The sequence below is a fragment of the Belnapia sp. genome, assembly GCF_059504005.1.
This window is the reverse complement of record NZ_JCACHU010000069.1, coordinates 79,947-91,822: the sequence shown is the minus strand read 5'-3', so window position 1 is coordinate 91,822 and position 11,876 is coordinate 79,947. Positions and strand designations below refer to the sequence as shown.

At 71.6% G+C, this 11,876-nt stretch carries 14 protein-coding genes; 8 read left to right on the top strand and 6 right to left on the bottom strand.

What is annotated here, in order from left to right; genetic code table 11:
* Nucleotides 1–57: 57 nt before the first annotated feature.
* The 3 genes from AC5JJ1_RS10765 to AC5JJ1_RS10755 all read right to left on the bottom strand — a co-directional run bounded on the left by AC5JJ1_RS10765 (nt 58) and on the right by AC5JJ1_RS10755 (nt 3,161).
* Nucleotides 58–549, bottom strand: a complete 492-nt coding sequence (locus tag AC5JJ1_RS10765; RefSeq protein WP_495785114.1) for a methyl-accepting chemotaxis protein — start codon at nt 547–549, stop codon at nt 58–60.
* 136 nt (nt 550–685) lie between these two features.
* Nucleotides 686–2,053: a HAMP domain-containing protein gene (locus AC5JJ1_RS10760; protein WP_495785113.1), complete on the bottom strand. Its 1,368-nt coding sequence runs from the start codon at nt 2,051–2,053 to the stop codon at nt 686–688.
* 124 nt (nt 2,054–2,177) lie between these two features.
* A complete protein-coding gene (locus AC5JJ1_RS10755; protein ID WP_495785112.1) occupies nt 2,178–3,161 on the bottom strand; it encodes a Bug family tripartite tricarboxylate transporter substrate binding protein in 984 nt (327 codons plus the stop codon).
* Nucleotides 3,162–3,214: 53 nt separating this feature from the next.
* On the opposite strand from AC5JJ1_RS10755, the gene AC5JJ1_RS10750 reads away from it, so the two are divergent.
* Nucleotides 3,215–3,964, top strand: a complete 750-nt coding sequence (locus AC5JJ1_RS10750) for an aspartate/glutamate racemase family protein (RefSeq protein WP_495785111.1) — start codon at nt 3,215–3,217, stop codon at nt 3,962–3,964.
* A gap of 150 nt (nt 3,965–4,114) precedes the next feature.
* Complete coding sequence (locus tag AC5JJ1_RS10745) at nt 4,115–4,912, top strand: alpha/beta hydrolase (protein WP_495785110.1); 798 nt, start codon at nt 4,115–4,117, stop codon at nt 4,910–4,912.
* A gap of 1 nt (nt 4,913) precedes the next feature.
* On the opposite strand, the gene AC5JJ1_RS10740 is transcribed toward AC5JJ1_RS10745, so the two are convergent.
* Both AC5JJ1_RS10740 and AC5JJ1_RS10735 read right to left on the bottom strand, forming a co-directional pair.
* Nucleotides 4,914–5,816: a YsnF/AvaK domain-containing protein gene (locus AC5JJ1_RS10740; RefSeq protein ID WP_495785109.1), complete on the bottom strand. Its 903-nt coding sequence runs from the start codon at nt 5,814–5,816 to the stop codon at nt 4,914–4,916.
* Nucleotides 5,813–6,238, bottom strand: a complete 426-nt coding sequence (locus AC5JJ1_RS10735) for a YsnF/AvaK domain-containing protein (RefSeq protein WP_495785172.1) — start codon at nt 6,236–6,238, stop codon at nt 5,813–5,815. The genes AC5JJ1_RS10740 and AC5JJ1_RS10735 overlap by 4 nt, the downstream gene beginning before the upstream one ends.
* 212 nt (nt 6,239–6,450) lie before the next feature.
* Here AC5JJ1_RS10735 and AC5JJ1_RS10730 point away from each other — a divergent pair, with 212 nt between their 5' ends.
* The 6 genes from AC5JJ1_RS10730 to AC5JJ1_RS10705 are packed head-to-tail and all read left to right on the top strand — an operon-like array spanning nt 6,451 to nt 11,379.
* Nucleotides 6,451–7,632: an ABC transporter substrate-binding protein gene (locus AC5JJ1_RS10730; RefSeq protein ID WP_495785108.1), complete on the top strand. Its 1,182-nt coding sequence runs from the start codon at nt 6,451–6,453 to the stop codon at nt 7,630–7,632.
* Nucleotides 7,629–8,549, top strand: coding sequence for a branched-chain amino acid ABC transporter permease (locus AC5JJ1_RS10725; protein WP_495785107.1), 921 nt, complete (start codon nt 7,629–7,631; stop codon nt 8,547–8,549). Before AC5JJ1_RS10730 ends, AC5JJ1_RS10725 begins: the two co-directional genes overlap by 4 nt.
* The gene (locus AC5JJ1_RS10720; protein ID WP_495785106.1) at nt 8,550–9,458 is read left to right on the top strand and encodes a branched-chain amino acid ABC transporter permease; all 909 of its coding nucleotides are present in this window, start codon (nt 8,550–8,552) and stop codon (nt 9,456–9,458) included.
* Nucleotides 9,451–10,206, top strand: a complete 756-nt coding sequence (locus tag AC5JJ1_RS10715) for an ABC transporter ATP-binding protein (protein ID WP_495785105.1) — start codon at nt 9,451–9,453, stop codon at nt 10,204–10,206. The genes AC5JJ1_RS10720 and AC5JJ1_RS10715 overlap by 8 nt, the downstream gene beginning before the upstream one ends.
* Nucleotides 10,203–10,916, top strand: a complete 714-nt coding sequence (locus AC5JJ1_RS10710; protein ID WP_495785104.1) for an ABC transporter ATP-binding protein — start codon at nt 10,203–10,205, stop codon at nt 10,914–10,916. Before AC5JJ1_RS10715 ends, AC5JJ1_RS10710 begins: the two co-directional genes overlap by 4 nt.
* 13 nt (nt 10,917–10,929) lie before the next feature.
* Nucleotides 10,930–11,379: a cupin domain-containing protein gene (locus AC5JJ1_RS10705; protein ID WP_495785103.1), complete on the top strand. Its 450-nt coding sequence runs from the start codon at nt 10,930–10,932 to the stop codon at nt 11,377–11,379.
* 6 nt (nt 11,380–11,385) lie between these two features.
* Here the strand turns inward: AC5JJ1_RS10705 and AC5JJ1_RS10700 are convergent, their stop codons facing one another.
* Entirely contained in the window at nt 11,386–11,874 is a 489-nt protein-coding gene (locus AC5JJ1_RS10700; RefSeq protein WP_495785102.1) for a hypothetical protein, read from the bottom strand.
* Between the last annotated feature and the right edge of the window lie 2 nt (nt 11,875–11,876).

The following is an 11,876-nucleotide window of genomic DNA, read 5'->3' as shown; positions in this document are numbered from 1 at the left end:
ATCTGTCGCCCCAACCTTCGCGGGCAGAGCGCGGCAGGCAGGCCGGAGTTCACCCGCTCAGGCGGCGCGGACGCCGTGGAGGAACCGGCCGACCTCGCCGCGAAGCCGGACGGCTTGCTCCGTGAGGCCCTCCGCTGCCGTCAGCACCTGGCTGGAGGCGCCGCCGACCGCCTCGGTGGCGCGGGTCACGCCCTGGATGTTGCCGTTCACCTTCTCCGTGCCGCGGGCGGTCTGGGCGATGCTGCCGGCGATCTCGCGCGTCGCGGCACCCTGCTGGTCGACCGCAGCGGCGATTTCGGTGGCGATCTCGTGCATTTGGCCGATGGTGCGCCCGATCTCGCGCAGCGCCTGCACCGTGCCCGCCGTGCTGCCGCGCATGGCGGCGATGACGCTGCCGATTTCCTCCGTTGCCCTCGCCGTCTGTGCAGCCAGCGCCTTCACCTCGCTCGCCACCACGGCGCAGCCCTTGCCATGCTCGCCGGCGCGGGCGATCTCGATCGTCGCGTTGAGGACGAGGAGGTTGATCTGGCCGGCAATGCCGCCGATCAACCGGACGACTTCGCCGATACGTTCGGCGGCGCGGGCCAGCTGCTCGACGGTCAGGTCGGCGCGCCGAGCGGCGCCGACGGCCTCCGTGGCGATGGCGGCGGGTCCACCCGGCTGCCGATCTCGCCGATCGAGGCGGTCAGCTCCTCCGTGGCGCTGGCGGCCATCTGCACGCCGGCGCTCGACTCCTCGGAGGCGGCGGCGGCGGCGACGGCGCCGGGACGTCGGCAGCCTGGCGGGCGGCGCCACTCATCGTCTCGGCCGTCGCCCGCATCTGGCTGGCGGCGACGGCGACGCCCTCGATGATGCCGCCGACCTTCTCCTGGAACGCCTCGGCAAGACGGTGCAGGGCCTGCCGCTTCTCCGCCTCCACCCGGGCTTCGGCGTGCTGCCGCTCGGCCTCCAGCCGGGCGCGCTCCTCGGCGTTGCGGCGGAAGACCTCGACAGCGCCAGCCATCGTTCCCAGCTCGTCCCGCGCATCGCGGGAGGGGATCTGGATCCCTGTCTCGCCTTGGGCGAGGCGATGCATGGCGGCGGCCATAGCGCCGACCGGGCGGACGATGCCGCGACTCATCCACCAAGCCAGGACCAGGCCGAGCGGCAGGAGGAGGCCCGCGAGCAGCATCTGGCGGCGGTCGGTCGTGCCGATGGTCTCCAGCAGCCGCAGGCGGTTGGCCCGCATCGCCTCGGTCAATGAGTCTGCCAGGGCGGTGAGCTGGGCGCCGGCGTCGGCCAGCGGCGGCATGACCGCCTCGTCATAAAGCTGCGTCGCGCGGGCCGAGGCACGGGCGAAGGCCTCGAAGTCCGCGGCATAGGCGGCGGCGCTCCGCGCCAGGCCCTCCGGCAGTTCGGCGGCCGGAGCGCTCAGCGGCAGGCGGGCGAGCTCGGCCAGCGCCTGGTTGAGCCGGTCGGCCCCGTCGCGGACCTGGGCAACGCCGTTCGGATCGCCGGTGGCGAGGAAGCGCCAGTTGTAGATCCGAAGGAGCAGGACGCTGGTGTTGGCGGCGCGGATCGCCTCCTGCGCCTCCGGCCCGGTGCTCAGGCCCGCCATCTGGTTCATCAGGCGGTTCATCGCATCGCCACGGCCGAACAGGGCCTGGCGGCTGGCGACCAGGGCCTGGGTGGCGGCGACGAAGGCGTCGCGCTGGGCCATGGCCGGGAGCAGGCGCCCGTGCAGGGCAGCGAGGCCGGCCTTGTGCGCCGGATCGGCCAGCTCGTCCCGCAGCACGGCAAGCTCCCGGACCAACGCCTCGGTGCTGACGAGGTGCTCGTCGAGCTGGGTGCTGTCGAGGCGGAAGCGGAGCAGCGAGCGCCGCGCCGTCTCGGCCCGCGTGAGCAGCAGCTTCGCCGCCATGGTGGACCGCAGCAATGCCTCACCCGCCACCGTATCCTGGCGCAGGCTGCCGAAGCCCAGCATCGCGTTGACCGCGACGACCAGGGCGAGGCCGATCAGCGCGGCGCAGCCGGCGAAGATGCACGCGCGGACGCCGAGGCGGGACAAGGTCATGACGCAGGAGTTCCGTGCATGGCCGGAAGTCTCGCAGGCGAGTCCTTAAGGAACCGGAAGCGCCGCACCCACCAGGCACGGCGGCGAGGCCCGCCGTGCCGGGAGCGGGGCCTCGGCGGCGCGGTCAGTCGACGCTGGCGCCCGACGCCCGGATGATCTCGCCCCAACGGGCGATGTCGCGCTCATGGATGCGGCGGAAGCCGTCCGGCGTCAGGTCGGCGGGCGGGGTGATGCCCTGGCTTTCGATCAGCCAGCCGCGGAACTCGGGGGTCGTGATGATGCGCCCGATCTCGGCATTCATGCGCGCCTGGACCGCCGCCGGAAGGCCGGGCGGGGCGAGGAGCCCGTACCAGGTGCTGGTCTCGAAGCCGGGCAGGTTGCAGGCCGCTGCGATGGTGGGCACGCCCGGCAGGGCCTGCACGGGGGCCAGGGTAGTGGTGCCGAGGGCGCGCGCCTGGCCCTGCTGCACCGGCCCGATGGCCGGGCCCGTCTGGTTGAAGAAGAGGTCCACATCCCCGGCAAGCAGGGCCGACATGGCGCCGGGCTGCCCGCGATAGGGCACATGGGTGAGGCTGATCCCGGCCGCCGCAGCGAATTGCGCGGCGGCGAGATGGGTCGAGGCGCCGTTGCCGGTGGAGGAGTAGTTCAGCGCGCCGGGGCGGGCGCGGGCGGCGGCCAGCAGGTCCTGGCAGGTGCGGTATTGCGGCCGCTTCTCCGGGCTGACCAGCAGCACGTTGGGTACGTCGCCGAGGAGGATGACGTGGGTGACGTCGCGCAGCGCATCGAAGGGCAGGCTGCGGTAGAGGCCGGGGTTGATGGCATGCGTCCCCGCCGTGCCGAGGAGGAAGAGGTAGCCGTCCGGCCGCGCCTTCGCCACGGCATCCGAGGCGATGTTGCCGCCGGCGCCGCTGCGGTTGTCAACCACCACAGGCTGGCCGAGGGCGCGGCTCAGCGGCTCCGCCAGCTTGCGGGCGTAGATGTCGGTGCCGGCTCCGTTCGGGAAGCCGCCGAGGATGGTGATGGGGCGGCTCGGCCAGGCCTCATCGGCACGGGCGGGCCAGGCGGCGGTCCCGGTGGCCAGCAGGGCAGCGACAATCCAGCGGAGCATCCCGCTTCTCCTTCCGGTTTCGAGGCGTGCATGGTGTGGGATAGGCTCGGGGGATGAACAGTCCCCACGGCCGCGTCGCGCGCGGCGGCAAGGCCATCTATGGCGCGCCCCTCGGCATCCTGATGTTGGACGCCCGCTTTCCGCGCATCCCAGGCGACATGGGCCATGGCGGGACCTGGCCCTTCCCGGTGCTGTTCCGCGTGGTGCGGGGGGCGACGCCGGAGCGGGTGGTGCTCCGGGGCGCGCAGGGGCTGCTGCCAGACTTCATTGCCGCAGCGCGCGAGCTGGTGGAGCTGGGGGCGGAGGCGATTACCACCAATTGCGGGTTCCTCTCGCTCTTCCAGCGAGAGCTGGCGGAGGCAGTGGCGGTGCCGGTCGCCACCTCCGCGCTGATGCAGGTGCCCTTCCTCCAGGCGATGCTGCCGCCGGGCCAGCGGGTCGGGATCGTCACGGTGAGCAAGGCCTCGCTGACCGCGGCGCATCTGGCGGCGGCGGGGGTGCCGCCCGACGCGCCCGTCGCCGGGACCGAGGACGGGCGGGAGTTCTTCCGCGTGCTGATCAAGGCCGAGAAGGAGGATCTCGATATCGGGCTGGCCGAGCTGGACATCCTCGAGGCCGGGCGGGCGCTGGTCGCGGCGCATCCGGAGGTCGGGGCGATCGTCCTCGAATGCACCAACATGCCGCCCTATGCCGCGGCGCTGCGCGAGGCGGTTGGGCGGCCGGTCCATGACGTCTACTCGATGGTATCGTGGTTCCAGGCGGGGCTCAGGCCACGGCGCTTCAATTCGCCTCAAGGCGGATGACCGCCCGGCGGCGAAGCTGTTGGAAAGCCACGGCTTTTCCGTGGTTTCCTTGAAGGTTTTAAGGTTTGGGAGGGGGCCGGGCGCAGCGGGAACGGAGCGCCGGCTATGACCATATTCCTATAGCTTAGCGACGGGACTAGGGCGAGCGCGATGGACCTGGAGGCGGAATACAACAACCGGGCGCGCGTGCCGGAGAGCGGGGCGATCATCGCCGGCTGGGCCCGCGATGCGGCGGCCTTCCGCGAGGGCTGGGCGGAGAAGGAGCTCAGCATCGCCTATGGGGTGGGGGAGCGGGAGAGGCTCGACCTGTTCCGGCCGGGGCCGGGCGGGGACTGGCCGGTCGCGGTGTTCATCCATGGCGGGTATTGGCAGGCGCTGGACCGGAGCTTCGTCAGCCATTGCGCGCGGGGGCTGCTGGCGAGGGGCGTGGCGGTGGCGGTGCCGTCCTACGACCTCTGCCCGGGCGTGGCGCTGCGGGCGATCGTCGAGCAGATGCGGGAGGCGGTGGGGCTGCTGCACCGGCGCGGCGCGGCGCGGGTGCTCGCCATGGGGCATTCGGCCGGCGGGCATCTGACGGCGATGCTGATGGCGACGGATTGGGCGCAGCGCGGCATGCCGGCGGATTTCGTCGCACGGGGGGTGGCGATCTCCGGCGTGTTCGAGCTGTGGCCGCTGCTCGGGACCAGCATCGGCGCGCGCCTCGGCCTCGACGAGGCGGAGGCGCGGGCGCTCTCCCCTGCCCTGCTGGCGCGGCCCGCGGGGGCTGCGCTCCACGCCGTGGTCGGCGGGGCCGAGAGCGACGAGTTCCGGCGGCAGACCCGGGAATTCGCCGCCCGCTGGGGCGGCACGGCGGAGGAGCTGGCGGGGCTGGACCACTTCACGGTGCTCGAGCCGCTCGCCGATCCGGGCACCGCGCTGGTGGAGCGCGCTGCCCTGCTCGCCAGGTAGTTCAGCGATCGCGGGTCGGGGTGGTGCCCGTCGTGGTATCCGTTGTGGTGCCCGTGCCGCTGGTGCGCGTGCCCATCTGGCGGTCGTCCTCGATCTCCACCTCGGTGCGGCGAACCGTGTCCTGCACCGTGCGGGTCTGGTCGTCGGCCGTCTTGCGGATGACGACCTCCTCCTTCACGCGGGCCTCCTTGCCGATGACCGCTTCCTCGGCGGTCTCGGTCGCCTCGATCGTGCGCTCCTGGAAGACGGCGGCGCCGGCCTCGAGCGGGCGGTCGACCGGGCGGCGCTCGATATGCACATGCTCTTGGTGCAGCGTCACCTGCTCCTGCACCGGGGTCTCGACGACATAGGAGCGGAGGCGGACGCGGCCATGCGCGGTCTCGCGCTTGCCGACGCGCAGGTGCTCCTCAACCACCGGGATGGCTTCCTCGCTCCCGGTGGCGAGGTTGGTCGTGGCGGAGCCGGTGCCGGTGCGGCTGGTGGTCGCCGGCGTCGGGGTGCCGGCATTGGCGGCGAGGCCGGTGGTGGCCAGCGGGGCGGCAGGCGCGGTCGCGGTCGTGGCGCTGCCGTGCTCGGCGACATTGCCCTCGCTCCAGCCGGACTGGCGCCACTCCGCCTCGCGGCTGTCGAGGTCGACGGCGCCGGCGCTCTCGATCACGTCGGCGGCGGCCCCGAAGCGGTCCTGCGGGACGGTGGCGGAGAGGACGACGCTGCCGCGACGGATCGCCTCCTCGAGCACGCTGCGGTCGGGGCCGGCAATGCCGAGGTTGTGGAACTCGCGGGTATCGTTCGAGGAGGTGAAGATGGCGGCGCGGACGCCGCCCACCTGGGTGGCGAGGTCGCGCGAGGCGGCCTCGGCCTCGGCGGCGGAGTCGAAAACGGCGGTGATCGTGCGGTTGCTCATACGGTGGGATTCCCTGCGTTGGTTTCGGTGTTGGGCGGCAGCCTCTCGACTTCCGCTTGCTGGCGGCGAAGCGTGACCGGCACGTCGACCGGCCGGATGGCGCTGGTGCGGCGGAGGCGGAGCTCCTCGCGCAGCACCAGGCGCTTCTCGACCACCAGCACCTCCTCGAGGACGGGAATGACGAGCACCCTGCCCTCCTCTTCCTCGCGCGGCTGCGGCGGCGCCTCGCCCTCGGCCAGTTCGCGGCCTATGGCGACGCGCTCGACCTCGACCGCCTCGGAGCGGAGGTCGGCATGGAGTTGCGTGTCCTCGGTCTTGGTGCGGAGATGGACCCGCACGCGACCCGTTTCGACCTCGCGCGTCCCTAGGCTGAGACGTTCCTCCAAAACGGGAACCGTATCAGTATCGTCCGAGACCGGCATTTCGTTGTTCTGTGACACTATTATGGATTCCCGTGGCGATTGCCGGCCTCGTCTGGCGACACAACAAAGCAGCACGGGATTCGTTCATTGCGGGACTGCACGTCATCTGCCGAGCGGGAGCTTCTTCCGCACAAAATCGGGCTCTACGAAGCTGCTTGAGATGGCAAGCGATATGGTTGAAGCTTAAAGCATTGAGGCCGGGGAGAGCGGGGATGACGGGGATCGGCAGGCGGGGCGTGCTGGGTGCCGCGGGGGCGGTGCTGGCGATGCCGGCGGTGCGGGCGCGGGCGCAAGCGGCTGGCGTGAAGATCGGGCTGGTCGCGGTGCAGACCGGGCCGCAGGCAGCGCTCGGGACGCAGCTGCGCGACGGCTTCCTGCAGGGAATGAAGCACCTGGACGGCAAGCTGGGCGGGCTGCCAGCGGAGGTGCTGGTCATCGACGACGAGCTCAGACCGGAGGTCGCCGTCACCAAGGTCCGGGCGGCGATCGAGCGGGACAAGGTGGATTTCGTCATGGGCGTGGTCTTCTCGAACATCCTCGCCGCCATCATCCGGCCGGTCACGGAAGCCGGGACCTTCCTCATCTCGACCAATGCGGGGCCGTCGACGCTCGCAGGGCGCGGGTGCAACCCGTTCTTCTTCACCACCTCCTACAACAACGACCAGGTCCACAGCGTGATGGGCCAGGCGGCGCAGGACAGCGGATACCGGCGCGTCTTCGTCATGACGCCGAACTACCAGGCGGGGCGTGATGCCGCCGCCGGGTTCAAGTCGCGCTTCAAGGGCGAGGTGGTGGACGAGGTCTATGTGCCGCTGACGCAGCTCGACTTCTCCGCCGAGCTGGCGAAGATCGCGGCGGCGAAGCCGGATGCGGTCTTCAGCTTCATGCCGGGCGGGCTCGGGGTGAATCTCGTCCGGCAGTACCGGCAGGCGGGGCTGGCGAACATCCCCTTCCTCTCGACCTTCACCGTCGACGAGGCGACGCTGCCGGCGCAGGGGGATGCGGCGCTCGGCTTCTACTCGGCGGCGTCCTGGGCGCCGAACATGGACAATCCTGCCAATGCGAAATTCGTGAAGGATTTCGAGGCTGCCCACAACTACGTGCCAGCGACCTATGCGGCGCAGGCCTATGACGGGGCGATGCTGCTGGACAGCGCGATCCGCAAGGTGGGCGGCAGGCTCGGCGACAAGGATGCGCTGCGGGCGGCAATCCGCGCGGCGCAGTTCCAGTCGGTGCGCGGGCCCTTCGAGTTCGGCACCAACCATTATCCGGTGCAGGATTTCTGGCTCTGCCAGGTGGCGAAGCGGGCGGACGGCAAATTCCAGACCGAGACCGTGCGCAAGGTGCTGTCGCACGACACCGACCCCTATGCGGCGGAGTGCCGGATGCGATGAGCCTCGGCCTGCTGCTGGTCCAGGGGCTGAACGGTCTGCAATTCGGGGTTCTGCTGTTCCTGGTGGCGGCGGGGCTGACGCTGGTCTTCGGGGTGATGGACTTCATCAACCTGGCGCATGGCGTGCAGTACATGCTCGGCGCCTATCTGGGGGCGAGCCTCGCGGCCTGGACGGGGAGCTTCTGGCTGGGGCTGGCGCTGGCCCTGCCGGCCGCCTTGCTCTGCGGGCTGGTGCTGGAGTGGCTGGTCTTCCGCCACCTTTACGAACGGGACCACTTGAGCCAGGTGCTGGCGACCTTCGGCGTCATCCTCTTCCTGAACCAGGCGGTGCGGGCAATCTGGGGCTCGGCGCCGTTGCAGATGCCCATCCCCCCGCTGCTTGAGGGCGGGGTGCAGCTGATGCCGGGGCTGCAATACCCGGTCTATCGCATGGCCATCCTGGCGGCGGGGCTCGCCGTCGCCGGGCTGCTCTGGCTGCTGGTGGAACGGACGCGGATCGGGGCGCTGGTGCGGGCCGGCGCCACCCATGCGCCGATGGTGGCGGCGCTCGGCGTCGACATCCGCGGGCTGTTCATGCTGGTCTTCGGCTTCGGGGCGATGCTGGCGGGCTTCGCCGGGGTGATGGCGGCGCCGGTGCTCTCGGTCGATCCGGGGATGGGGGATACGGTGCTGATCCTCGCCTTCGTTGTCATCACCATCGGCGGGATCGGCAGCGTGCGCGGGGCCTTCATCGCGGCGCTGCTGGTCGGGCTGATCGAGACGCTGGGGCGGTCGCTGCTGCCGGACCTGCTGCGGCTGGTGATGGCGGCCTCGCCGGCGCGCCAGGCCGGGGCGGCGCTCGGCTCCATGCTCGTCTACATCGCCATGGCGCTGATCCTGGCGGTGCGGCCGCGCGGGCTGTTTCCGGTGCGGGGCTGAATGCGCGCGGCGCTGGTCCTGCTGGCGGCGCTCGGGGCAGCGCCCTTCCTCGGCTTCGGCGAGAGCCATGCGCTGACGCTGCTGGCGCGGGTGATGATCCTGGCGATGGCGGCGGTCAGCCTGTGGCTCCTGGTCGGCGGCGCGGGGCTCGTCAGCCTCGGCCATGCGGCAATGGTCGGGATCGGGGCCTATGCCGTCGTCGTGCTCGACGATGCTCGCGTGACCGATGCCGCCGTCGTGGTGCCGGTGGCGATGGGGGCCGCAGGGCTCTTCGCGCTGGCGACGGGGGCGGTGGCGATCCGCACCAGCGGGGTGCATTTCATCATGATCACCCTGGCCTTCGGGCAGATGGCCTTCTTCACCGCCTCCTCGCTCGCCGCCTATGGGGGGGATGACGGCTACACCCTCTATGGGCGGACGACCGTGCTCGGGCATCGGTGGCTGGAGGACCGGATGGTGTTCCACTACCTCTGCCTTGCGGTGCTGGCACTGGCGCTGCTGGGCGGACAGGTGCTGCTCGGCTCGCGCTTCGGGCGGGTGCTGCGGGCGGCGCGGGAGAACCCGATGCGGGCGGAGGCGGTGGGGTTCTCGCCATACCCATACCGGCTGGTCGCTTATGCGGTGGCGGGCGCCGTAGCGGGGCTGGCCGGCGTGCTACTGGCCAATGCGGCGGAATTCGTGGCGCCCTCCTACCTCGCCTGGCAAAGGTCGGGGGACCTGCTCTTCATGGTGATCCTCGGCGGGCTCGGCTCCCTGCAAGGGGCGGTGCTCGGGGCGGTCGGCTTCGTGCTGCTGGAGGAGTGGCTGGGGCACCTCACCGAGCATTGGCGGCTGATCTTCGGGCCGCTGCTGGTGCTCTCGGTGCTGTTCCTGAAGGGGGGCCTGGTCGGGGCGCTGCGCCGTGGCTGAGGCGCTGCTGGCCGTCGCGGGGCTGCGCAAGCGCTTCGGCGGCCTGGCGGCGACGGACGACGTCTCCTTCGATGTCGCGGCCGGCGAGATCCATGCGGTCATCGGGCCGAACGGGGCGGGCAAGACGACGCTGATCCATCAGCTCTCCGGCACGCTGCGGCCGGATGCGGGGAGCATCCGCTTCGGCGGGCGCGAGATCGTGGGGATGGGCCTTGCGCGCAGGGCGCGGCTGGGGCTGGCGCGGAGCTTCCAGATCACCTCCGTATTGCCGGGCTTCTCGGCGCTGGAGAATGCGGCGCTGGCGGTGCAGGCGGGGAGCGGATCGTCCTTCCGCTTCTTCCGCGCCGCGGCCTCGGAGCGGGCGCTGAACGAGCGGGCGCTAGCGGCGCTGGAAGCCGTCGGCCTCGGGGCGCGGGCGGGGGTGCTGGCGGGGCGGCTGTCGCATGGGGAGAAGCGGCAGCTCGAGCTCGCCATCGCCCTGGCGATGCGGCCGCGGCTGCTGCTCCTGGACGAGCCGCTGGCGGGCGCCGGGCCGGAGGAGACGGAGCGGCTGATCGGCATCCTGCGCGGGTTGAAGAGCGCCTATGCGATCCTGCTGGTCGAGCACGACATGCAGGCGGTCTTCGCGCTAGCGGACCGGATCTCGGTGCTGGTCTACGGGCGGGTGATCGCCACCGACAGGCCGGAGGCGATCAGGGCGGATCCGGCGGTGCGTGCGGCCTATCTCGGCAAGGACGAGGCAGCGTGACCCTCGTCGTCGAGGCGCTGCGGGCTGGCTATGGCGAGAGCCAGGTGCTGCAGGGTATCTCCTTCACCATCGGCGCGGGCGAGGTGGTGACGCTGCTCGGGCGCAACGGGATGGGGAAGACGACGACGGTCCGTGCGGTGATGGGGTTGCTGCCGGGGCTCGGCGGGCGGGTGCTCGGTGGGCGGGCCGAGTGGGACGGGGTGGCGCTGGCGGGGCTGGCGCCGCACCGGATCGGGCGGCTGGGGCTGGGGCTGGTGCCGGAGGGGCGGCAGGTGTTCCCGCGGCTGACCGTCGAGGAGAACCTGACGGCGACCGCGCGGGCGGAGGGGGCGGCGCGGTGGAGCCTGGCCTCCGTCTATAGCCTCTTCCCGCGGCTCAAGGAGCGGCGGCGGAACATGGGCTCGCAGCTTTCGGGCGGCGAGCAGCAGATGCTGGCCGTCGGGCGGGCGCTGATGACCAATCCGCGGCTGCTGCTGCTCGACGAGGCGACGGAGGGCTTGGCGCCGCTGATCCGCGCCGAGATCTGGGCGGTGCTGGCGGCGCTGAAGGCGGAGGGGCAAGCTATCCTCCTCATCGACAAGGACCTAGCCGCGGTGATGCGGCTGGCGGACCGGCATGTGGTGGTCGAGAAGGGCCGTTCCGTATGGTCGGGGACGAGCGCGGAGCTGGCCGCGTCGCCCGAGCTGCGCGAGACTTACCTGCACCTGTGAGGAGGAGGCGAGAATGGAGATGCCGGCAATGACGGCGGGGATCACCCCGGCGGGCGAGGGCGAAGGGGGTGTCGCCTGGAACATCCTCGGGCAGACCTACAAGCCGATGCAGCATTCGGCGGCGTCCTTCGCCTTCCACACCTATTTTCCGGACAGGACCTTCGTGCCGCCGCATGTGCATACGCGGCAGGACGAGTTCATCTACGTGCTCGACGGACAATTCGAGCTGATGCTCGACGGGCAGACCGCCTTCGCCGGCAAGGGCGACCTGGTGCGGCTGCCGATGGGGCTGCCGCACGGCATCTTCAACAAGTCGGGCAGCCCGGTGACGGCGCTGTTCTGGGTGGCGCCGAGCCATGGGCTGTATGAGTTGTTCAGCCGCATCCACAATGTCGGCGATCCGGCGGAGGTGGTGCGGATCGCCGCGGAGTACCAGGTGGACTTCCTGCCGCCGCGGGGCTGAGGGCGGTCAGGGCGCCTCGCTCACCAGGTTCGATCGCGCCGGCTCCGCCCCCAGCATCGAGGCGGCGACCCCGCCGACCAGCAGCGCCAGCAGCCCGGCCGCGACGGCCAGGCGCCGGGTGCGGCGGTGTCGGCGGCGGCGGGCGGGGATGGGCACGACCTGGCCCTGCGGGGCGTCGTGCTCGAGGATGCGGCGGGCGCAGGTGAACCAAGCGTCGCCGCCGGGGAGCGACAGCGGCTGCTTCGGGTCGAAACCCGCCTCGGGCGGCTGGCCCGGCGCGATGCGGACGATAGACAAATGGCCGGGGAAGACCGCCGGGAAGCGAGCGCGTTCAAGCCGCTGGTGGAGCAGCGCCGCGGCGTCCGGCGGGCCGCCCTGGATTGCGATGCCGAAGCGCGGATGCACCAGCACCAGCGGCAGGACCTGGCCGCCGACGCGGCAGCGCGGCAGGGCGAGCCAGCCGGTGACGGGGTCGGGAGTGGGATCGGGCGACATCG